The following is a 20,752-nucleotide window of genomic DNA, read 5'->3' on the forward strand; positions in this document are numbered from 1 at the left end:
GGGTAGAGTGTATCCCGGAGGAGATCAATGATAAGAACGGTTTCGCTTTGTGTTATTAGAAGAGAAGACGAATTGTTAGTTGAAGAGACATTTGATAAGGATACGAGTACAATCTACTATCGTCCCATTGGCGGTACAGTTGAAATTGGTGAATGCAGCAAACAAACAGTAATTCGTGAGGTGAAAGAAGAAATCAATGCAGAAATTAGTGAACCAAAATTACTTGGTGTAGTTGAAAATATATTTAAGGTTCAAGACCAAATCGGGCATGAAATAGACTTCATATATGAAGCAACATTTATAGATGCGAGTCTGTATAAGCAGGAAGAAATCAAGGGCGTGGAAGGAGATAAAAAATACGAAGCTGTATGGAAATCTTTAAGTTATTTAAAAGACAATCAGAGCATTAAACTTGTTCCAGATGGATTGGCAGAACTTCTAGAAGGAGAAGAAAAGTCAATAAAAATATTGCATGTAACAACAAGACCATACTAGAAACTTCAATATAGAGAAGTCTGCAATTGAAGCATCGTAAGTAAGCCAAACTGAAGAATTGAAATAGGAGAGAGTGCGCATGAAATATCTTACAAAAGAGTGGTATGAACTTTGCCAACAAACACATCTTCACTTTGGTATGCGAGTACACAGCGGAGCCCAACAAATGGATGAAGATCTTTATCTTCGATTATATAAAAGAAAAGAAAAAGAACATGTAAAGTTTCAACGCGATGTTTACAATGTTGACCCTCGTTTCATGCTGGAGCAGGATGGTGCGGTTCTTGTGCGTGCAGAGAAATTTATTAGTGGGGATGAGGTATCGGAAGAGGATACGATGGTTTATCATATGCCGACTGAGGAAAGAGAGCATATAGAGAAATTAATTGAAGATTACGATGCGAGACAACCTTTTGACGAGTTAGGCAGCAAACATGAATTTAAAAGTAATCTGGAATGGAACTGCGAAAACAAGATTGCACAACTACCGAAAGAGATCTATGATCAAATTGCGGATATCCGTGTATTTTCCCTGGGTTATTGCACTAAAGAGGTCATGCAACAGTTGAAAAAACAGAGCAAATTAAATGAAGCTCAAATGCAGCTGATCTCGAAGGAATATAGAGAGGCGCAGCTAGCTGAACCTATTCCTGAACATATTCGTAACCAGATCCATTTTCATGATTGCACCGTGGCGGAATTGGTCTCGGATTCGGATTTGGTCATTCGATTCGATACCCGTGGAGGGTTCACGAATTTAAATAAGATTACGTTTATTGCACCTGAGATCATTCAGCAAGAAGGGAACATTGTCGGTAGGTACTGGCTCTATCAAGAACTGTATTGTATCGAAAATGGATATGAACTACATATGCTTTTTGATGGTGAGGAAATGTCAGAACTGACTATTCAGTGCCAGGATATTATTGTTGAAGAAGAGTAACATAGCACAAAGTGTGATTGTTGTCAGTTGTAGCATTGTATTAACGGCGTCTTGAGGGAGGTACAGCACTTATGAGCATGTCTGATTACTATAAGAACCTTAGAGCTAAGATGGGGAATGATCTCATATTTATGCCAGGTGTGGCTGGTATTATTCGAAATGAACATGGAGAGATCCTATTTGGACGTAAACACAATGAATCAACATGGGGGCTAATTGCTGGAGCGATTGAGATTGGTGAAACACCGGCACAAGCGATGGTCAGAGAAGCCTTGGAGGAGACAGGTCTTGTCATAGAGCCCGAAAAGATCATTGGTGTCTACGGCGGAAAAGGTCAACGTTTTACATATCATAACGGTCATCAAGTTGAATATTTAACCATTGTATTTGAATGCAGAATCCAATCGGGGCAATTAACATCAAATAATGAAGAGATGAAGGATTTGCAATTTTTCCCTGAGCATGAACGTCCACCTTTAGTCAATCATTACCCGGATTATATTTTCAGTTCCAATCAAGAAGAACGAGCTCATTTTGATATATAATCCAATGAATTTATATGCTAAGAAAATGGATGGAATCGAGATTGAATGGACGACCAGTACGTTTGGATATGTATCGATTCCGGTATTTGTGACAGGTATTGTGGTTTATTTCTTTCCTGATATTCTTTATAAACTATTTGTTTTGATGAGATATCGAGGAATAAAGCCGAATAGCGAATTTGAAGAAAACTTGCAGAGCATGGATATCCCTAAGACGATCGAAGTGATATTCAAAATATTAGGATGCATCATGGTGTTTCTGGGTCCCATATGGTTTTGGTTTTCAGAAGAATTTTATCGATTGTGGTTTGAAGAATACTGACCGATTTGCATCAATAAAGTATAAGGAAAAGAAACTACATTTAGATGTGGGGATGTGAACTGGTGATATTGGTGTCTTCGGTATTGTTCTCTGTCCTAATTCTGATTGTCATTCTCTTTCAAGTGGCCCTCGCTGCAGGTATGCCGTGGGGAGAAGTAGCGATGGGTGGGAAGTTTCCCGGGAAATATCCTACAACTATGCGTTATTCCTGTTTGCTGCAGATCACTATTCTCGTATTCATTGGTTTAGTTGTACTGAGTAGAGCGGGTATGCTATTGCCTGAGTGGTCTTCATTTGCAAATACAGCAATTTGGTTTATTGTTGGGTATCTGGTGCTGGGAACAATCCTAAATCTGATAACACGCAGCGTGTGGGAACGAAGAATCTGGGCTCCGGTAACGCTATTGCTTCTTATAACGAGTTTGATTATTGCCTTATCATAACAATGAGTAGCTAAACCAAGGGCCCTGGCATGTATGCCTAAGGGCTCTTTATTAGTTTCGAATCGTCATTTATACTAATGGTAGTTTCACCCATACATAGAAATGAACAACGGAGAGGAGAGGCTTTATTATGCCTATCTACTACTACATTGCAGCAGGGTTACTGGTGGTTGCAGCCTATGTTATTCGGCGCAGGATCAGAGTTTTTCGTTCGAAGGGAAGACGCAGCAAGTACTCGAAAGTTACGTATAGACGCAAAAAATTGCCTGTGAATCTGGGACTGCGTGATGACATTTCCTATGAGAAAACCGTTCGTCAATTGGAAAATAGCTTTAATAAGCATTTTTCGAATAAACTAAAGCTCCGTATGGAGCAGGAATATCCTCATATGAAAAAGCTGGAGTATCGATGGAAGCTGCTCGAACTTAAAAGATACTTCGTTATGGCTTCTCTGTTGAAACAGGTCCCGATGTTTAGCGATGAGGTAGACGAGTTATGGCACGAAATGCTGATGTTTACCAAATCCTACGCTGATTTTTGTGCAGAATTTATGGGCTCTACAGTGCATCATGAGCCGGCAGTTACCCGCCGTGAGAATCCAGGTGCAAGGGCATGGTTTGACTGGGTATACTGTCAATTGTTCGAGTTCACTCCATATAGCTCCGCAATCTGGGGAGAGTTCTTCAGCTACCCAATATCCGGTGACCTGCAGAAGCTGATCGCTCAGGGGGATCGAACTGAATTGGTGAATCAATTTTTCCACACTAGACGCATGCAGGAAGATCCTGAAGCTGCACAGGTTATTTCTTATTTGATGGATAGGCTGCAGAGATCGGCAAGTCTAAACGAACAAGAGCTATCCCTCGAATCCTCAGGTTCGGTCGATGTGGCTCTCATCATGGCGAGTGCCATGGTATATCACTCCATGCATCATGAGGCAACGTACGGAGTGCACATGGGTCGTCTCGAACAGGAACTTATCCCACCGGAAAAGGCAGCCCAAGGAGCTTCGTCAAGCAGCAGTTGTTCAAGCAGTTCAAGCTGTTATGCCGATCATTGTAACGACAGCAACGGCTCCTCGGGAAATTCCGGTTCATCGTGCAGTAGCTCCTCTTCTGACTCTTCCTGCAGCTCATCCAGCTGCTCATCTTGTGGCGGAGGCGGAGATTAATGAAGGAGGGATCGTATGACGGAAAGATTTCATTTGGAACGTGTTGACATAGAAGACCCAGCAGATGAGAATCGGGTGTCTGGATACGGGCTGCTTGAGTTATTCCAATCCGAGGTGGAGTATCGATTTAATACGGAAGACATCAGTGTAGAAGAAGCAGAGTGGTATATCCAAAATGTGCTGAATCACTTGCCGGACGAAACGGTTAACGACATATGCAACCGGGCATATGAATGGAAAACAGAGAAAATGTCAAGTGATACGATGGACTACCCTGCAGGCTTGGCCGAAGTGGGGGGCAGGGGGATTCTCGCGTTCATGGCGGTTGGCGAAGTTGAACTTTATCGGAATCCAGCTAATTCGGATGATCAGATCTTGGGAGCCATACTAGGTGGCAGCACGGATTGGGACACGGAGAATGGTATGGAGATTGTTATGCTTGGTCATCAGGTTCTTGAGGTACGTGAGGGTTTGGGGTATGGCGAATTTGCCATCTCGACTGAATCGGATGAGTAGTAATGGTTATAAGGGGTGAGCAGAATCGGAAATACCATTTCAATGCCTGAACATGTTGTACCAGTGATCGAATCCATCGGAATGTCCAATGGGTTAACATCAGTGTTTATAGAAGTGCTCTCCATCAGTGGCTCGATGCTAGCCAGGACGAACCGTGAGAGGGAAATGACCATCTGGTTGGCCCAGAGGGATCAGTCCGTCGTGGGCATCGGAACGGTTGGCTTCGACATTGATGAGATGCCTTGGTCCATAGATACCTTTGAAGAGGAAAAGGATTTTATGCTCCGAATGATTGCATATGCAATTGCTGAAAGGGGGTGGGAGAAGTTAAGTTATAAACCGCGCAAAGAGTCGCTCATACCCTGCTTGGAGCAATTTCAGACCATGATTCATGCGTTTACTAAAGGAGATGTTAATCTGGACAACTATCTGGAGTGGTCCGAGATTGAAGAGGATGATGATCAACCGACAATCCCGTCAGGATACCCGAAATGTGCAAAACATGATGTGTTCTTGTCATGCCATGGCTGCATTTTATGTAACAATGGAAGTTGAAGTACTTCTGCCAGCTGGTTAGAGCTATCACTCTTGTTATGGAGAGAGAAAAAAATTAAAAAAGAGGTTCGACGTGTAAGCTTGAGTAATGAGGACCCAGAAATTAAAAAACAAGCTTCTTCATCAACATCAGCGATCGTGTGTTATCCTTTTGTTCCAGTTTGGTTATGTCATGTTGTATTGGGATGAAGCTAATGTTTAGTCAAGGTTGTAAGATCGTGGTTAGTTAAACACACCTTCAATGATTATGCGCTGTAGTCTACTTATCTCTCTTAGTTCAAAATAGTTTAAAACCAGCAGCAGAGTTATTAGTACAAGGGTTACTGACAGTAATTTTTGAAATTTACTCATGATATGATCGACCCTCACTTTCATAATATCTCCATGTCAGGTGTATTTCCAGATACATTATGTTATTCGTCTCTAATACATAACAACCAATTGAAATGAAAGTTACACAAAACAAAACAGGGCATTCCCTCGAGGGAATCAGCCCTGTTTTTGATTTACTGCTATATCTTGCACCATTCTCAATGGTGATGATGTGCGTGCGCATCGGGTGCGTCGCCTTTAACCGTGCATAATACTGAACTGTCGTGCAGGTGCTTCTCGGACTCCACCTGCAAGGTGACATGCTTGATATCTTTGTGCTCCAGCATATGTTCAATCTTCTGCACAAGCGTTTCAGCTTCATAGATGGTCAATGTTCCATCGACCACAATATGAGCAGTCAGTGCATTCAGGTTACTTGTGATGGACCATACATGCACATCGTGAACGCCATGGACACCGTCTACTTTTTTAATCGTTTGCACAAGATCATTGACATCCACATTCGCCGGAGTGCCTTCCATCAAAATATGCAGGGAAGACTTCGTTACGAAGAACCCGCTTCGCAGCACCAGCACGGCCACGATTACACTTGCGAGTGGATCTGCCCAGCCCCAGCCGAAGAACATCATTAGCAGTGCTGCCGCTATGGCCCCGATGGACCCAAGCATATCGCTGATGACATGCAGGTAGGCACCTCGCATATTGAGGTTATTCTCCGTGTCGCTGCCGCGCATCATGATCCAGGCAACTAGAATGTTCACGAGCAATCCAACGATGCTGATGATCAGCATGCCGACCGTGGCTACTTCCGGCGGATGGATGAAGCGGCCGATTGCTTCGTAAAAGATGTACAGGGAGATGGCAATTAAGGTAATTCCGTTTAAGGTAGCAGCCAAAATCTCAAATCGTCTGTATCCGTAGGTTTTGCCCGTATTCACTGCTTTTTCCCCAAAGGTAAACGCCAGTAAGGCAATCCCCAGAGCGACTGCGTCTGACAGCATATGTCCTGCATCGGAGATGAGGGCCAGACTGTTGGTCACAAAGCCGCCTACAGCTTCTACGATCATATACAGCGTAATGATAATGAAGGAAAACAGGAGCACTTTCTTGTTATTGGGATGAGCATGTTGGTGTCCATGGTCGTGATTGTGGTGATGTCCGGACATACGAGATCCTCTCCTTTGGAGCATGGCTCCGTTATGTAATAATGATGATTGCTATTGTGGCTTAGGATATCCCTTGCATGAATCTAATTAATCAAATGAATATATGAGCGATCGTTCATATGTTATGGTTTTATTATAGATGTGCCTAATAATAGTGTCAACCAGATTCAACAAAATATAAACACGAAAGCATTGCTTCCTGTGGTGTGTGCTGGCGAACGCTTTGGCTTTTGTGCTACCATCTGTGCAGGATCCATGTGCGGAAGTACTCGTAACAAACTTCAAACCAATGGATATGATCATTATAAATTCAACTTAGAAACAGAGGGGCGGACAAACAATATGAAACACCTGCTTCTGGCGGATGATGACGCCAACATTAGAGCACTCCTTCGGCATGTCATGACCAAAGAGGGGTATCAGGTGCATGAAGCGCAGGATGGGATAGAAGCGGTCAAGCTAATCAAAGAAACACCGATTGATCTGGCGATCCTGGACGTGATGATGCCAGGTATGGACGGACTGGAGTTATGTGATTTCATCCGGCAGCAGTATGACATACCGATTGTGCTGCTAACGGCAAGGGACCAGCTATCCGACAAGAGGGAGGGCTATCTGAAAGGCACGGATGAATACGTGACGAAGCCGTTCGAACCCGAAGAGTTGATCTACAGGGTCAAGGCCCTGTTTCGCCGTTATCACCGCACGTCAAGTGATATCATTCGCATGAATCGCATAGTGATTGACCGGAATAACGTGGAGGTATCTGATGGTCAATCCATTCTGTTTTTGCCCATGAAGGAGTTCGAGCTGCTCTCCCAGCTGGCACAATATCCAGGTCGATTATTCTCGCGAGATGAATTAATTAGACTTGTCTGGGGCGCAGATTACGAAGGGGATGACCGTACGGTGGATGTGCACATCAAGCGGTTACGTGATCGGTTTGCCGATTATACAGATGACTTTGTCATTCATACGGTACGGGGGATCGGTTACAAGATGGAGGTGAAAACCCGTTGAGGACTTTGTATGTTCGAGTCTTCCTCATTACGATCGCTGTCATTGTGGTCAGCGGCATGCTGGGTTTTCTTTTATCCAATATCTATTATCATGCGAAGCTTAAGTCCTTCAATGACGAGAAGCTGGTCGGCATCGCCATGCAAATGAAGCAGTTTGTGGAGCGGGAGCCAGACATGATGCAGCCGTATCTGGACAACGCCGCAGCTCTCGGTTACGAGATTTATGTGACAGATGGCAAGAGGAATGATGAATTCTACGGTAGCGATTTTCGCGAGAAGGATCTGGACAAGCGAGCTGTAGATAGGGTGCTTGACGGTGAGGTCTACCATGGTGTTGCCCAGTTTCCAAGCAAACCCTTCATCACGGGTTTCTTTGACAATCAGTTAAGCAATACCGTTGGTGTTAAACTACAGATCGGAAATACAAGCTATGGCCTGTTTATGCGCCCGGACGTCATTTTGCAATTTGGCGAACTGCGTATCTTTTTTGCCCTGATTGGGGCGCTTACGGTAGGTATTAGCATCTTGATCTTTCTAATCAGTACTCGCTACTTGGTCAATCCAATTGAACGTCTGTCGGAGGCGACCAAGCGTATTGTACAGGGGAACTATAATCTGAAATTGCCCACGAAGAGACGTGATGAAATTGGACAGCTTGCTCAGCACTTTATGACGATGAGTCGTGAGCTGGAGCGGGTAGATCAGGCGCGTCAACAGTTTGTATCAAATGTCTCGCATGAGATTCAATCGCCGCTAACCTCGATTCAGGGTTTTGCCCAACTGCTCTCAGATCGGGATCTTCCTGAACAGGAGAGGGAGCACTATGCATCCATTATTGAGGAAGAAAGCCGTCATCTCTCGTTGCTCAGCAAACAGCTGCTTCTGCTGTCATCCCTCGAACAAGGCCAAGAGGATTTGGCCAAAGAAGAATTTTCTCTGCGGGATCAATTCCGTCAAGCCGTTCAGGTGCTGCAATGGCAGCTGGAAGAAAAGGAGCTGCTGCTCCGGATATCGATACCCGAATCGATCCAGCTGGTTGGGAATGAAGTACTGCTCATGCAGGTATGGATGAATCTGCTGGGCAATGCAGTGAATCATCTTCCGCAAGGAAGAAGCATTGAGATCCGAGCAGAGCAGACCGATACACATTGCGTAATCCAAATTCGGGATACAGGAGATGGGATTACGGCAGAGCATCTGCCATTCCTGTTCGATCGTTTCTATAGGGTGGACCGTGCACGGGAACGTTCTTCCGGTCGAACCGGGCTCGGGCTGGCCATTGTGCAGAAAATTGTCCGGATTCATGACGGTTCAATTGAAGTCTCCAGTTCGGCCGAAGGTACGGTCTTCACTGTGACTCTTCCGCAGATGTAATCTGTTATTCATTTGCCGTTCATTTTCACCTCCTATACTTGGTTTATCAAGAGGAGGTCAGAGATATGTACTTGGCTATTAGAGAGATGAGGTTTGCCAAAGGGCGGTATGCGTTAATTGCTACCATTATGGTACTGGTTTCATTTTTGGTACTGTTTGTTACAGGTCTTGCGCAGGGGCTGGCGTATGACAACGCCGCGTCGATCAAAAATATGGCAGCAACCCATTTCGTTCTCGAACAGGATTCTAATCATCGTTTTACCCGTTCGCAGGTGAATCAGGATCAGCTTGAACAGTCGCGCTCGGTGGTAGGGCAAGATAACGCAGAGCCGCTGGGTGTGAAAATGACAACCGTTAGCCCGGCTGACGACACCAAGAAAATAGATGTCACTCTGTTTATGGTGAACCCGGAAGGCTGGCTTGCGCCAACCGTCACTGAAGGAGTTCTGATGACGGATCAGAAGGACGGACAAGTTGTAGTAGATCAAAAGCTGTCAGAGTCCGGGGTGACCATTGGGACGGTTCTGGTGGATCAAGCGTCGGGGACGGAGTGGACAGTCGGTGGATTTGTGCAAAATGAGTCCTTCAGCCACTCACCGGTCGTGTTCCTGAATGAACAGGAATGGCTTGCTTTGCAAGGAAGTTCGCGTATTAGCCCAGATATAGCGGGCAATAATGCTTCGGCATACAATGCCATTGCCATTAAGGATGCAGGTGAGAAGGTGGATAGCCTGAGTGCTGCACTGCCGAATGCGGAAGTGATTACGAAGTCCGATGCGGTATCGGCCATTCCTGGCTATAAGGAAGAGCAGGGGTCGCTGCTTATGATGATCGCCTTTTTGTTTGTCATCTCGGCGTTTGTACTCGCGGTATTTTTCTACGTCATCACCATTCAGAAAACGAGTCAATTTGGCATTTTGAAAGCCATCGGGACGCGCAATGCGTATCTGGCTGGCAGTGTGTCATTACAAGTATTACTTTTGTCCGTCGGCAGTTTGGTAATCAGTGTTCTGCTGGTCCGTCTGTTTGAGTCCATCCTGCCAGCTTCGATGCCGTTTCAATTAGGCTTGTCCACCCTGGCACTAACCTGCATGTTATTTGTAATTATGTCTATGGCAGGTTCGTTGTTCTCGGTCTGGAAGGTTACCAAAATTGATGCGCTTGATGCAATTGGGAGGACAGCAGCATGAGAAACCGATTGGTATTGCAGGGAATTACACAGACCTTTGAGGATGGCGGGGTCAAACGTACGATTTTGGATCAGCTGGATCTTGAAGTTGCCGAGGGGGAACTTGTTGCGGTTATGGGTCCTTCCGGGTCAGGCAAAAGTACATTTCTGTCCATTGCAGGTGCACTCCTTGAACCAACGGAGGGGCAGGTTCTGCTTGATGGTGTATCCATCATGGGCAAAAACAAGCAGGACATTTCCGATGTGCGGCTTCAGCAGCTCGGTTTTATTTTTCAAAGTGCCAACCTCATTCCTTATCTGAAAGTGGAAGAACAGCTGATGGTCGTTGCGAAGCTTGCCGGAACGGACAAGAACAAGGCCGCGAAGCGAGTGGATGAGCTGCTTCATACGGTAGGTTTATCTCACCGTCGTAAAGCATATGGCGAGAAGTTATCTGGCGGGGAACGTCAGCGTGTTGCCATTGCGCGGGCATTGATCAATGATCCGGCTGTGCTGCTGGCGGACGAACCGACAGCCAGTCTGGATGCAGCACGGGGGCTCGATATTGTTGGCATGATTGCGAAGCTGGTTGCAGAGCAGGGCAAGAGTGCGGTAATGGTTACGCATGATGAGCGGGTTCTTCCGCTGTGTAATCGGGTTCTCTTTTTGGAAAACGGGAAACTGGTGCACAAATAAGGCGCATACCCTGAGACGAAATTGTTCTATGTATCTATTATGAGAAAGGTCACCTATTCCATGAGGGAAGGTGGCCTTCTTTCTATCCTTTCATCTATAATTGAAGAAAGAATGAAGTGGAAGATTTTACTTTATCTAGAGAGGGGCTGATGCGGATGCAAAGCTTAAATATTGAACATTTTCCGGCACTGAGTGCCTCTATTCATTGGGGGACGGTGACTGCGGAGTTCAGGTTGAACGATATCGTGGATGAAGCGCTGGTAAGCAACGTGAGCATTATCCCGTTCGTCGGGAAGCAGTGCGTCGTGTTTCAACTGGATAATGGCAAATGGGAGCTGCCGGGAGGAACATTGGAACCTGGAGAGAGATATTCGGATGCATTAAAGCGCGAAGTGATGGAAGAGCTGGGTGCGGAGCTGCAGTCCTATCAGATATTCGGTCAGTTCTATTGCACATCTGGTGCCGTTGAACCGTATCGACCACATATTCCGCATCCTCATTTTGTGAGATTGATTGGCTATGGAGATGTTGAACTTGTAGGCAATCCGCTGAATCCGGTTGATGGAGAGCAGGTTGTTGCCGTAGAGGTTGTAGAAATTGCTGAAGCTATTCGGAGATTTCAGAATCAGAATAGACATGACATTGCGGAGATGTACCAACTGGCTTATGTATTGCGGGAAGAAGCTAGACGGTAAGAAACAGGGATGTGGTTCAGGTCGAAGATACACCTAATTTCATATCAAACGGAGGTCAACGTGATTCGAGAACAAATTAACAAGATGTTAGACGTTTTGCCTGAAAGTGAACTGAATGTGGCGTACTCGCGGATCGAGCTTGTATATCGTAGATATATTTTTGAGCAAAATCTGGCGAATAAGGGAGTTCAGGTGACGGAGCTGTGTGAGGAATCGGAGGGCATTGTTAAGCAGTGGGATGAGGTATTTGCCGGCAATCTGGATGACGAGGCAAAAGACGCGATCTACTACAGCGAATATAAATGGCATATGTTTAGTTATAAGAAACAAGCGTGTTTAACGGGCGATTCAGCACGAGATGCGTTTAATGCCGAGCTCAAAAATGACCTATATGTCATGTATCAACATACGCCGTTTATCCAGGTCTATGAGAATGCGAATGCAGTCGTTGCAGCGGACTTTGATTCTGAACAAGATATCTATATCTTTGACTGTCAGTTTACCTGGACCTATGTACATACTCACGAAGACATGTGTGGGCCTTATTTTTATAAAATTAGTCCATTAAAGTAACAGTATTCAGCAGAATTCCATTTCAACGAGTCAGGAGAGATCGCAGTTATGTACCAACCGGAGGCGGAACTGGAACGGTTATGATCAATTTGATACCAGAGCAAATATCAATGTCAACTTCAGAATCGATAGCAATTGGACTTGAAGTCGGATCAAAAGAAGAGAATGGGAAAAGGATGATGGGTACGGATTCGCTTGAAGTCCCGCTACCCTTGAAAGAGGGATTATGAGAATAATAAATGAATGTACGATTGCTGGAGTGCCTTGCTTACAGATAGATCCATACTTACCGCCTGTAGGCACAATCATCCTATATCATGGCTGGGGGTCCACTATACGAGACTATCTGTTTTTTGGATCAATGATTTCGGATTGGGGATATAAAGTAATCATTCCTGAGCTGCCTCACCACGGTGAACGCGATAATCTAGCGTATTTTGATACCGGTATTTTACAACAACACTTTTGGTCAGTCGTGATTCAAGCGGTTGAAGAGGCAAGCGCTATTGTTGCAGATATCCTCAATACGGACCATGCTGTAGGCATTATTGGAAATTCGGCTGGTGGATTTATTGCAGGTGGGGTTTGCGCGACCGATTCAAATTTAAAGTCTGCAGTAATCATGAATGCTTCTTGTGCCTGGTTAAGGTCTGAGGAGATTTTCCGTGAACATGACGGGAGAAGACCGATGAGTGCAATTGAAGCTGAACATATCAGGAAATATGATCCTTTGTTCAATATTAACGATTCTAATGACCAAGCATTCCTCCTGCTGCATGGAAAAGAAGATAAAACCATTCCCATCGAAAGCCAGCGATACTTTATGGAACGCATGTCTGAAAAGGATAATCAAACATCACTTAAATTAGTGGAGTATGCAGGCGTAAATCATCACATAACGTTGGGGATGCTGCAAGAAGCAAAAGAGTGGTTGGAGAAACATGTTCATATAGATCGGTAACGCTTTGTTCGTTAATTTTTAACAGATATTTATGTGAAACAACAATAATTAACGGAAGGTATGTAACGTTATGAGCGATATTCAGTATAAACTAAATTTTGAGAAAGTGTGCGATCAATTAAATCTTGGTGAACTGATAAGTACACCCAAACCAATATTGGGTGGACTCTTACATCGAATGTATGTCATAGAGACAAGAAGAAATAAATATGCAATTAAGGCATTGAATCCACAGATTATGAATAGGCCTGAAGCTGTGCAAAATTATATGAATTCAGAGAAAATAGCAAATATGGCGAATAAACATGTCCCTGTACAACCAGCAAAAAGAATTAATAACTCTTCGGTCCATAACATAGATAATCAATTCTATCTTATATTCGATTGGATTGATGGTCGAAGTCTAGAGCATAATGAAGTTACCAACGAGCATTGTGATCAAATGGGTACGATTCTTGCAGATTTGCATAAGATCGATTTTTCACAACTTGATATGGCAAGGTCACAAATGGATATTTCGAAAGAAACAGACTGGGCTTTTTATCTGAACAAAGGAAAAAATGAGAGACTGGAATGGAATGAGCTTCTAGATTCAACGATCCAACAGTTGTATGAGTGGAATGCCAGGGCAAAGAGATCATCGCAACTCTTATCTTCAGATACAGTGATTAGTCACAGAGATTTGGAGCCCAAGAATGTGATGTGGCAGCAGAATAGCCCAATAATTATTGATTGGGAATCAGCAGGCAACATCAACCCCATGCATGATTTGATGGAAACAGCTATGTATTGGTCTGTAGACAACACTGGGAATGTAGACAAAGACAGATTCTCAACCTTTATCCATGGATATCGTAAACGAGTGAGCTGTTTAAGTGCCGACTGGCGTATGGTTTTGGAGAGTGGTTTTCTTGGAAAGTTAGACTGGCTCGAATATAGCCTGAAACGTTCGTTGTGGATTGAATGTACAGATCAAGATGAACAGCGAATGGGAACAGCACAAGTTATAGGTAATATAGAGGACTTAAAACGATATGATCGTATAATCCCGGAGGTTGAAAGTTGGATGAGTATGTAACTCGGAAGGAGAGATCCCAAATGACAAACGACAAAGGAACACGAAGAACATGTGAACATGGACATTCGTATTACAAAAAAAGTGACTGCCCAACTTGTCCGATCTGCGAATCTGAACGTAAACCGAAAGAAGGATTTCTGGCCTTATTGTCTGCACCTGCCAGACGTGCCTTAGAAAATGAGGGGATTACAACGTTGGCTATACTTTCGAGATATACCGAGAAAGAAATCCTGAAGCTGCACGGTATAGGGCCATCTGTGATGCCGAAACTTAGATATGCTCTTGAGGAAGAGGGATTGTCGTTTGCATGATAACCCTCTCCGCTCCATGACCATTAATCCAGACTAGAAATCAGCTCTTCGATTGTCAGCTGGTACAGTAAATTCCCTTCGCTAAGGAGCAGTCGTTGCTCACGAAAATCCTGCCTTGCTTGCTTGAAAGGCTTATTGAACTCATTAACCAATTCAATTTTTTGCCCCTTCGTCAGTCGTCCTGGCTTATCCATTTTTTTGAGAATAAACGTTCCGTGTCTACCATATCCAGCATCGAACAAGAAGTGATAACCATCCGTACTGAATCCGGAAGAGCCGGATATGCTCGGTTTCACAAACGTGACCTTGGAATCTACGATACCCCTGACACACAACCAAGTTCGAAATCGGTGTAATAATAAAACCAGACCTCATCCTCATTCACGACATTAAGTGCGTAACAATCGGCGATATCAGCTTCGCGGTTTTCATAGAGTTTGTTACCTTGCTCATCCCAAGCCAGCAGACCGCAGGAACCAATCGGATCGCTCCATCCGTAATTGCCGAAAATGCCTTCGTCAAAGTAACTGGTCCAGATTGTTCCATTCGCTGTCACCTGAACACTCTGAATCCCGTCCCCTAACAGGAAATCCCGAATCGGATTCCCCTTCATATCACACACTCTGGCATTCAGGTCATACTGATCATTGCCGTAGTGGGTACAGCGTGCACCGACAAGCAAAAGGTGATCATGCAGCGGCTGTACATAATGATAATTGTAGGTTTGTCCCCAGATCACGACCTCTTCCACATGTTGCTCAGACACAATCAGAACTTTGTAGGTGTAGGTTTGATTTAAATGGGTCTGAACGAACATGTCTCGTTCTCTCTCCGGCACTTGATTTATTAGCAGCACGTACACCTTCCCATCGGCACCCCACTGCGTGGAAACGATCTTGAAGCCACCCATATATGCTGAAAGATCAGCAAAAGGCATAAGTTTTATGTTTCGTTTGGACATATCCATGCCCTCCTTCATTCTGGTAGGCAGAGTCTACATCTGCACTTGATGAAGTAAAGTATGACGTACAAATGAAGGGCTGAACATGGCATAAGTATAGCGAAGAGGTCTTCTTTTGCCTCTACATTGTGGATTAATGGATGGCTGATATGCTGTATCGGTATATTCACACTTGTAGTATAATAAGGAATCTGTGTAAATTTTTATAATTGAGGAAGGTGAGGAACGTAGTTGTAATGAAGGAGTTAGTACATAGAACGTTCGAGAAGTAAGAAAAGGTAGGGGCAATTGTAGGTTTGAAAATGATGAGAAATGATTCATCTCAGAATGACAAAACAGTATAAGGACGTGTTATCCGTGGAACCACCTATTGAAGAGCAGAAGAGAGAATATCGACCACTGGGCGTGTCGGGATTAGGAGGATGGCTGATCCTCATCCAAATTGGTCTCTTTCTTACGATTGTTTTGCTCGCAGTGCAATTGATTCAACAAATTGTGCCCATATTTACGACAGAAACATGGGAGCTGCTAACTTCGAAACAATCAGATTATTATCATCCGTTATGGGGACCAGTACTCATTTTTGAACTGGTATATAACGTGTTATTTTTATTGTTTAGTTTGTATACGGTCTTTGCATTTTATAGTAAAAAGGCTATTTTGCCACGTCTTATGATTATCTTCTATAGTGTCAGTTTGGTCGTGGGCATCATTGATTATCTGTTGTTGCTTCAGATTCCGATGGCGAGAGATCTTGAGGATGGAAGCTCGATGAGAGAAATTGCGAAGTCAGTTCTCACTTGTGCAATCTGGATTCCTTATTTTATCAAGTCAGTCCGAGTTCGTAATACTTTTGTAAATTAAATTGTAAAAACCAAAGGCCCCGATCTTGGATAAAAGCCATCTGAGTTCGGGGTTTGTTTAGCAAATTTGAAAGACATAAAGGAGAAGTATCTTATTTATGAACTTCATAGATCCGTCTAGAGATGATTAAAACTAGCTAAAACATAGGTTAAGGAGGGATAGTCTTGAAGATCTTTCTAGTAAGACACGGCGCGGATGACGAAGGGTATCGAGGTGGATGGAGCCAGCGAGGGCTTACGGAACAAGGGATTATTCAATCAGAACAACTAGGTAATTATCTGCATCATCATGCTGAGCAGTATGATATCCATACGATTATAAGTAGTGATCTTCCTCGTGCAGTACAGACGGCTAGGGAGGTTGAGCAGAAATTAAATATTCCGAGCAGCTCTGTGAAAGATTGGCGAGAGATGAATAATGGTTATTTGGCGGGCATGCTCCATGAGGAGGCTGAAAAGAATTACCCAGGAGTTTATTTCAATGCTATTGAAATGGATTCGCCTTTTCCAGGAGGAGAAAGTCCACAGAATTTTTATAACAGAATCTGTGCCTCTTTCGATAGACTCTGCAGAGACATGGAGGAGAAAAAGATAAAGTCCAACGTTCTGTTGATTACGCACGGCGGAGTGATTAATATCCTCTATTATTTGCTCGATAAGCGGGAGTGGAGCAATAAATCCAGCTTTCATCCTATCGATCATACCAGTATGCACACGATTGAGAAGAGTGATAACGGTTGGATATTGAGCAGCATGAATATGGTGAGCCATTGAGATTGAATTTGGTCCAGAGAAGGATAACTCATAGGGAGATAAATGATAGTTGAAGTCATAGTAGAAAGGGATCAATTTTGTTGAAAAAAAGAATTGCAAATGTAGTCTTGGTTGTTTCTATAGTCGTGTATTTATATTATTTATGTATCATGCTGTTTAATCCGCCCACAGATTTTTCGGATATTGCACAATTGAAAATAAGGTCATCTGTATCAGCAGGAATTATGGCGATTGTTGCATTTATTAGGGTGAATATTAAGAGTAAGAAGTAGATATTCTCTAGTTAACTAGAAGGTCGATTAAGCTAAAGCCCTAACAAAACGTACTTATAGGTTGGGCAAATCTGCCGTCTTAGTTATGACGATATTTTATTGTATTATTCTAAAACTCTCTGTTTCCAGTACATTACAATTGCGCTACAATGGAATGAACTGGAAGACGGGAGTGAGCGTATGAGCGGTGAACCGAATGAGTTGTTGTGGAGCTTGCATGCATTGTCTGGGCCGTTTCCTCCGTGGGACATAAATCATTTACCAGACCGTCCTGGGGAATTATTTTTAGACTGGTTGCAAGGGGCAATTTCGGCCAATGTGAAGGAACCTCATGCCATGACAATTTCAACAGTAGATCAAGATGGCTATCCGGATGCGCGCGTATTGATTTTGAAAAATGTCATTGATGAGGCCTTTTACTTTGCATCCAGTTCCGAGAGTCGGAAAGGAAGGCAGTTGGAGGATAATCCGCACGTGGCACTGACATTTTATTGGCCTGCGCTCGGGAGACAGGTTCGTATAAGGGGTACAGCCGCGGATATGGGAAATGAAGCAGGAGCAGATGATTTCCGGAAACGCTCGGCTGGAGCCAGAGCGGTTGCCATGACAGGGCGCCAGAGTCAGGAATTGGAGAACGAGGAAGTATTGAATACTTCCATTGAAGCTCAGAAGGTACGGATTCAACGTGAACCGGATATGGTTACGCCCCATTGGCGGTTATATGCTGTGAATGCTCGAGAAGTGGAGTTTTGGCAGGGGGATTCGGGGCGAAAACATACACGAATTCGGTACGAGCTGCAGGACGGGCTGTGGAAGCAGCACAGATTGTGGCCATGATTTTCACATTAAAAGAACGTACATTATCTCAAACGAGTTTTAGTATGTTTCTTTATTCTAATATTCTAGGGAGAGACGTGTATGAATACGATTGAAAGCTATTTTGATCCATTTCCCGTTTTGGAAACGGAACGAACCTTACTTCGCCCTCTCACCTACGATGATCTGGACGATATGTACAGCTACTGCTCGGTTCCTGCAGTTGCCGAATTCACCACGTGGGAAGCTCACCAGAGCAAGGAGGATACCAAGGGTTTTATCGATTTTGTCATGAACCGTTATGAGGCTGACAAGCTCGGGCCCTGGGGGATTGAGGATAAACAGTCCAAAAGGCTGATTGGCAGCTGCAATTATTTGGGCTGTGATAGCAATAGTATGAGAGTAGAATTGGGCTATGTGTTGTCGGACAAGTATTGGAATCAGGGCATTATGACAGAAGTGGTAAGCAAGATCATCCAATTTGGATTCGAGGAAGTAGGATTGGAGCGAATTCAAGCCAGATGTATGGTGGATAATACAGGTTCGGCCAAGGTGATGGAGAAGGTAGGCATGAAGTTCGAGGGTATATTGCGAAATTATATGAAGGTGAAAAATGAGCTTCGGGACTTGAAGATGTACGCCATTCTAAAAGAAGATATCCATTCGGTATAGTACATGAGCGTGCTTGAGAGGGCTGTTATAGTTGAGCAAAGGCATTTTATATTTTGTTTTATTAATCACTTTACTGAGTAACACAAACACAGAAGTATCCAATGAAATTTCACTGGATTCAAATCAATCTCTTGCGTCAGGTGTTTTTACCGAATCAGAGTTTCAAATTCAAAACAAAACGAAGGACGTTACTGTGAAAATCGGTGATACCCGAGAAGAGGTTGAGCGAAAACTAGGAAATTACGTGGATTACTATGCTCATACCAACGTATATGAGTATCGTAATAATGTGAGCATCCACTATAAAACTGGTATTGTGGACGGGATTATGATCTATGATACAGCTATGAACCCCCGAAAATTCAAAACTCTAAGAGGAATAGGCTATGGCAGTACATATCAAGATGTAATCCATCAATACGGAAGAAAAGCTTTTATGGAATCCAAAAAAGGAAAAGTCAGCAGTATCACATACGCTTTTGAGAAAAATAAACAAGGACAATACAACACGATAACATCATTCGATCACCTCATTCTGGAAGGTGGATACGAAAATGTAAAGATCTTATCCATGGCTTTCGATCAGAAGGGGCGCTTGTTATTTATGATGATTGCAGATCATGAATTTGCATACCATCCTGAATGGAATCACATAGAGTAAGGAGGTAACAAGGATGGCCATAATCGGGCAGTATATGGCGGTATCTCAAGCGGAGATCCTGGAGCTCTCATTTTATATGATCTAATCCACAGTACATACGAACCTGACCCACTCCCGATGATTTCGGAGAAGTGGGTTTTATTTTTTTTAAACATACTCAGCGTACATAATGTCATATCCGAACCCTGCATACTTCCGCTATAATCTCCAGGTTGTAATCACATGGGATGAAGGAACCAGGAGGTATATGGAATTGACCGCAAAAAACAGATATAAATCACTCGAGCTGGAAACGCCCGGGTTATACGAGCTGGAGGGGCTGGAAGTCGGGGTGACTTCCAATTGCAATTTCAAGTGTGACTATTGCTGTGCCTATAACCGGGATGATGGACAATGTATTGATGCACAGGAAGTTATTCGGATCATCGGTGACCTCCCAAGGTTGAAACGCGTGCGTTTGTCCGGGGGAGAAGTAACCCTCAAGTATCAGGATTGTCTGGATATTGTTACGTATTGTGCAGCTCATGGAATTGATACGCAATTGAATACAAATGCCAGTTTACTGACGGAAGAGCGAATTCATGCGCTGCGTGATGCAGGGTTGTCCAATATTCATATTTCGTTCAACTATACCGATGCGAATGCCTATTCCGCCTATTATCATGTTCATCCCAGCATGTATGAGAGGCTGGAGCGGAATATCCGGTTGTGTACAGAAGCTGGTCTGGAGACGGTGCTAGAAACCTTGCTGTTTGAGGGAACACAAGCGAACATGTTGGCTATTAGTCAAAAGGTCTATGATCTTGGTGTGCGGATTCACGAGATTCAGAACAGTATCATGATGCCGCACAGCGATTGGAGCAGCATTGTTTCCAGGGAATCACTTGTTCGATCTGTAAAAGAGTTGATTGAATTCAAGAAGGAAGACACCACGTTATACTTCACCTGCATGGATCGCTTTGCTGATTTGTTGGGGCTACACGAGCAGCCAGGCGTGTATTTCTCCAATTGTGTGGATGGAACGAAGCAGCTGCATTTGCATGGCAACGGAGATATTCTTATCTGTGAGCTGTGCCATCCGGTCGTCATCGGCAACATCTACCATGGAACATCATTGAACGAAATTTACGCCAAGCAGCCGCCTGCATTAGCAGATTTCCTGGAGAACCGACCATGCCCTGCGTATGATGCACTATTTACAGGAGAGTAGGTGAAGACAGGTCTTATTTCGAAGTCTTTCATAAATGTATCCATTCGTTTGAAGGTTATCTACCCCCTGAAAGGGAGGAGGTGACCTTCTTTTTTTGCCTTTGGATAGGTTTCAGATTCATTTAAGCTATCCCGCCTATCATGGCCTTAAGAACTTAGA

The 20,752-nt window shown here is 43.9% G+C and carries 25 protein-coding genes; 22 read left to right on the forward strand and 3 right to left on the reverse strand.

Annotated elements, in window-relative coordinates; translation table 11 throughout:
• The first annotated feature begins 27 nt into the window (after window positions 1-27).
• The 7 genes from AC3RCI_RS07820 (at window position 28) to AC3RCI_RS07850 (ending at window position 4,990) form a co-directional block, all read left to right on the forward strand.
• On the forward strand, window positions 28-495 hold the full coding sequence (locus tag AC3RCI_RS07820; RefSeq protein ID WP_492528421.1) for an NUDIX hydrolase: 468 nt from the start codon (window positions 28-30) through the stop codon (window positions 493-495).
• Between the two features lie 79 nt (window positions 496-574).
• A complete protein-coding gene (locus AC3RCI_RS07825; RefSeq protein WP_492528423.1) occupies window positions 575-1,438 on the forward strand; it encodes a DUF4085 family protein in 864 nt (287 codons plus the stop codon).
• A 71-nt stretch (window positions 1,439-1,509) separates the two neighbouring features.
• Window positions 1,510-1,983, forward strand: coding sequence for an NUDIX domain-containing protein (locus tag AC3RCI_RS07830; RefSeq protein WP_492528425.1), 474 nt, complete (start codon window positions 1,510-1,512; stop codon window positions 1,981-1,983).
• A gap of 384 nt (window positions 1,984-2,367) precedes the next feature.
• Window positions 2,368-2,748, forward strand: coding sequence for a hypothetical protein (locus tag AC3RCI_RS07835; protein ID WP_492528427.1), 381 nt, complete (start codon window positions 2,368-2,370; stop codon window positions 2,746-2,748).
• 130 nt (window positions 2,749-2,878) lie between these two features.
• Window positions 2,879-3,919 carry a UCP032817 domain-containing protein gene (locus AC3RCI_RS07840; RefSeq protein WP_492528429.1) on the forward strand — a complete coding sequence of 347 codons (1,041 nt, stop codon included), beginning with the start codon at window positions 2,879-2,881 and terminating at the stop codon, window positions 3,917-3,919.
• A 15-nt stretch (window positions 3,920-3,934) separates the two neighbouring features.
• A complete protein-coding gene (locus tag AC3RCI_RS07845) occupies window positions 3,935-4,435 on the forward strand; it encodes a DUF6985 domain-containing protein (protein ID WP_492528431.1) in 501 nt (166 codons plus the stop codon).
• A gap of 42 nt (window positions 4,436-4,477) precedes the next feature.
• Complete coding sequence (locus AC3RCI_RS07850) at window positions 4,478-4,990, forward strand: hypothetical protein (RefSeq protein WP_492528433.1); 513 nt, start codon at window positions 4,478-4,480, stop codon at window positions 4,988-4,990.
• Between the two features lie 530 nt (window positions 4,991-5,520).
• Here AC3RCI_RS07850 and AC3RCI_RS07855 read toward each other — a convergent pair.
• A complete protein-coding gene (locus AC3RCI_RS07855) occupies window positions 5,521-6,489 on the reverse strand; it encodes a cation diffusion facilitator family transporter (RefSeq protein WP_430198699.1) in 969 nt (322 codons plus the stop codon).
• Window positions 6,490-6,831: 342 nt separating this feature from the next.
• Here AC3RCI_RS07855 and AC3RCI_RS07860 point away from each other — a divergent pair, with 342 nt between their 5' ends.
• From AC3RCI_RS07860 to AC3RCI_RS07900, 9 genes are all read left to right on the forward strand, one after another.
• On the forward strand, window positions 6,832-7,509 hold the full coding sequence (locus tag AC3RCI_RS07860; protein WP_095360412.1) for a response regulator transcription factor: 678 nt from the start codon (window positions 6,832-6,834) through the stop codon (window positions 7,507-7,509).
• Entirely contained in the window at window positions 7,506-8,882 is a 1,377-nt protein-coding gene (locus AC3RCI_RS07865) for a sensor histidine kinase (protein WP_492528435.1), read from the forward strand. The genes AC3RCI_RS07860 and AC3RCI_RS07865 overlap by 4 nt, the downstream gene beginning before the upstream one ends.
• 65 nt (window positions 8,883-8,947) lie before the next feature.
• Window positions 8,948-10,072 carry an ABC transporter permease gene (locus AC3RCI_RS07870; protein WP_492528437.1) on the forward strand — a complete coding sequence of 375 codons (1,125 nt, stop codon included), beginning with the start codon at window positions 8,948-8,950 and terminating at the stop codon, window positions 10,070-10,072.
• Window positions 10,069-10,746, forward strand: coding sequence for an ABC transporter ATP-binding protein (locus AC3RCI_RS07875; protein WP_492528439.1), 678 nt, complete (start codon window positions 10,069-10,071; stop codon window positions 10,744-10,746). The genes AC3RCI_RS07870 and AC3RCI_RS07875 overlap by 4 nt, the downstream gene beginning before the upstream one ends.
• A 155-nt stretch (window positions 10,747-10,901) precedes the next feature.
• Complete coding sequence (locus tag AC3RCI_RS07880; protein WP_492528441.1) at window positions 10,902-11,441, forward strand: NUDIX hydrolase; 540 nt, start codon at window positions 10,902-10,904, stop codon at window positions 11,439-11,441.
• 60 nt (window positions 11,442-11,501) lie between these two features.
• Entirely contained in the window at window positions 11,502-12,014 is a 513-nt protein-coding gene (locus AC3RCI_RS07885) for a DUF4275 family protein (RefSeq protein WP_492528443.1), read from the forward strand.
• Between the two features lie 226 nt (window positions 12,015-12,240).
• Window positions 12,241-12,975, forward strand: a complete 735-nt coding sequence (locus AC3RCI_RS07890; protein WP_492528445.1) for an alpha/beta hydrolase family protein — start codon at window positions 12,241-12,243, stop codon at window positions 12,973-12,975.
• Window positions 12,976-13,045: 70 nt separating this feature from the next.
• Window positions 13,046-14,053, forward strand: coding sequence for a phosphotransferase (locus AC3RCI_RS07895; RefSeq protein WP_492528447.1), 1,008 nt, complete (start codon window positions 13,046-13,048; stop codon window positions 14,051-14,053).
• Between the two features lie 20 nt (window positions 14,054-14,073).
• Window positions 14,074-14,364: an RNA polymerase alpha subunit C-terminal domain-containing protein gene (locus AC3RCI_RS07900; protein ID WP_492528449.1), complete on the forward strand. Its 291-nt coding sequence runs from the start codon at window positions 14,074-14,076 to the stop codon at window positions 14,362-14,364.
• Window positions 14,365-14,387: 23 nt separating this feature from the next.
• On the opposite strand, the gene AC3RCI_RS07905 is transcribed toward AC3RCI_RS07900, so the two are convergent.
• Window positions 14,388-14,660 (reverse strand): hypothetical protein, encoded by a 273-nt coding sequence (locus tag AC3RCI_RS07905; protein WP_492528451.1) that lies wholly within the window; start codon window positions 14,658-14,660, stop codon window positions 14,388-14,390.
• A gap of 17 nt (window positions 14,661-14,677) precedes the next feature.
• The gene (locus AC3RCI_RS07910) at window positions 14,678-15,325 is read right to left on the reverse strand and encodes a hypothetical protein (RefSeq protein WP_492528453.1); all 648 of its coding nucleotides are present in this window, start codon (window positions 15,323-15,325) and stop codon (window positions 14,678-14,680) included.
• Between the two features lie 357 nt (window positions 15,326-15,682).
• Here AC3RCI_RS07910 and AC3RCI_RS07915 point away from each other — a divergent pair, with 357 nt between their 5' ends.
• The 6 genes from AC3RCI_RS07915 to AC3RCI_RS07940 all read left to right on the forward strand — a co-directional run bounded on the left by AC3RCI_RS07915 (window position 15,683) and on the right by AC3RCI_RS07940 (window position 20,593).
• Window positions 15,683-16,189 (forward strand): DUF2569 domain-containing protein, encoded by a 507-nt coding sequence (locus tag AC3RCI_RS07915; protein WP_492528455.1) that lies wholly within the window; start codon window positions 15,683-15,685, stop codon window positions 16,187-16,189.
• Window positions 16,190-16,353: 164 nt separating this feature from the next.
• Window positions 16,354-16,962: a histidine phosphatase family protein gene (locus AC3RCI_RS07920; protein ID WP_492528457.1), complete on the forward strand. Its 609-nt coding sequence runs from the start codon at window positions 16,354-16,356 to the stop codon at window positions 16,960-16,962.
• A gap of 452 nt (window positions 16,963-17,414) precedes the next feature.
• Window positions 17,415-18,071, forward strand: a complete 657-nt coding sequence (locus AC3RCI_RS07925) for a pyridoxine/pyridoxamine 5'-phosphate oxidase (protein ID WP_492528459.1) — start codon at window positions 17,415-17,417, stop codon at window positions 18,069-18,071.
• A gap of 81 nt (window positions 18,072-18,152) precedes the next feature.
• The gene (locus AC3RCI_RS07930; RefSeq protein WP_492528461.1) at window positions 18,153-18,722 is read left to right on the forward strand and encodes a GNAT family N-acetyltransferase; all 570 of its coding nucleotides are present in this window, start codon (window positions 18,153-18,155) and stop codon (window positions 18,720-18,722) included.
• A gap of 31 nt (window positions 18,723-18,753) precedes the next feature.
• A complete protein-coding gene (locus tag AC3RCI_RS07935) occupies window positions 18,754-19,383 on the forward strand; it encodes a hypothetical protein (RefSeq protein ID WP_492528463.1) in 630 nt (209 codons plus the stop codon).
• 247 nt (window positions 19,384-19,630) lie between these two features.
• Window positions 19,631-20,593 carry a radical SAM protein gene (locus AC3RCI_RS07940; RefSeq protein ID WP_492528465.1) on the forward strand — a complete coding sequence of 321 codons (963 nt, stop codon included), beginning with the start codon at window positions 19,631-19,633 and terminating at the stop codon, window positions 20,591-20,593.
• The last annotated feature ends 159 nt before the right edge of the window (window positions 20,594-20,752 follow it).

The sequence above is a fragment of the Paenibacillus sp. MT124 genome (assembly GCF_058792755.1).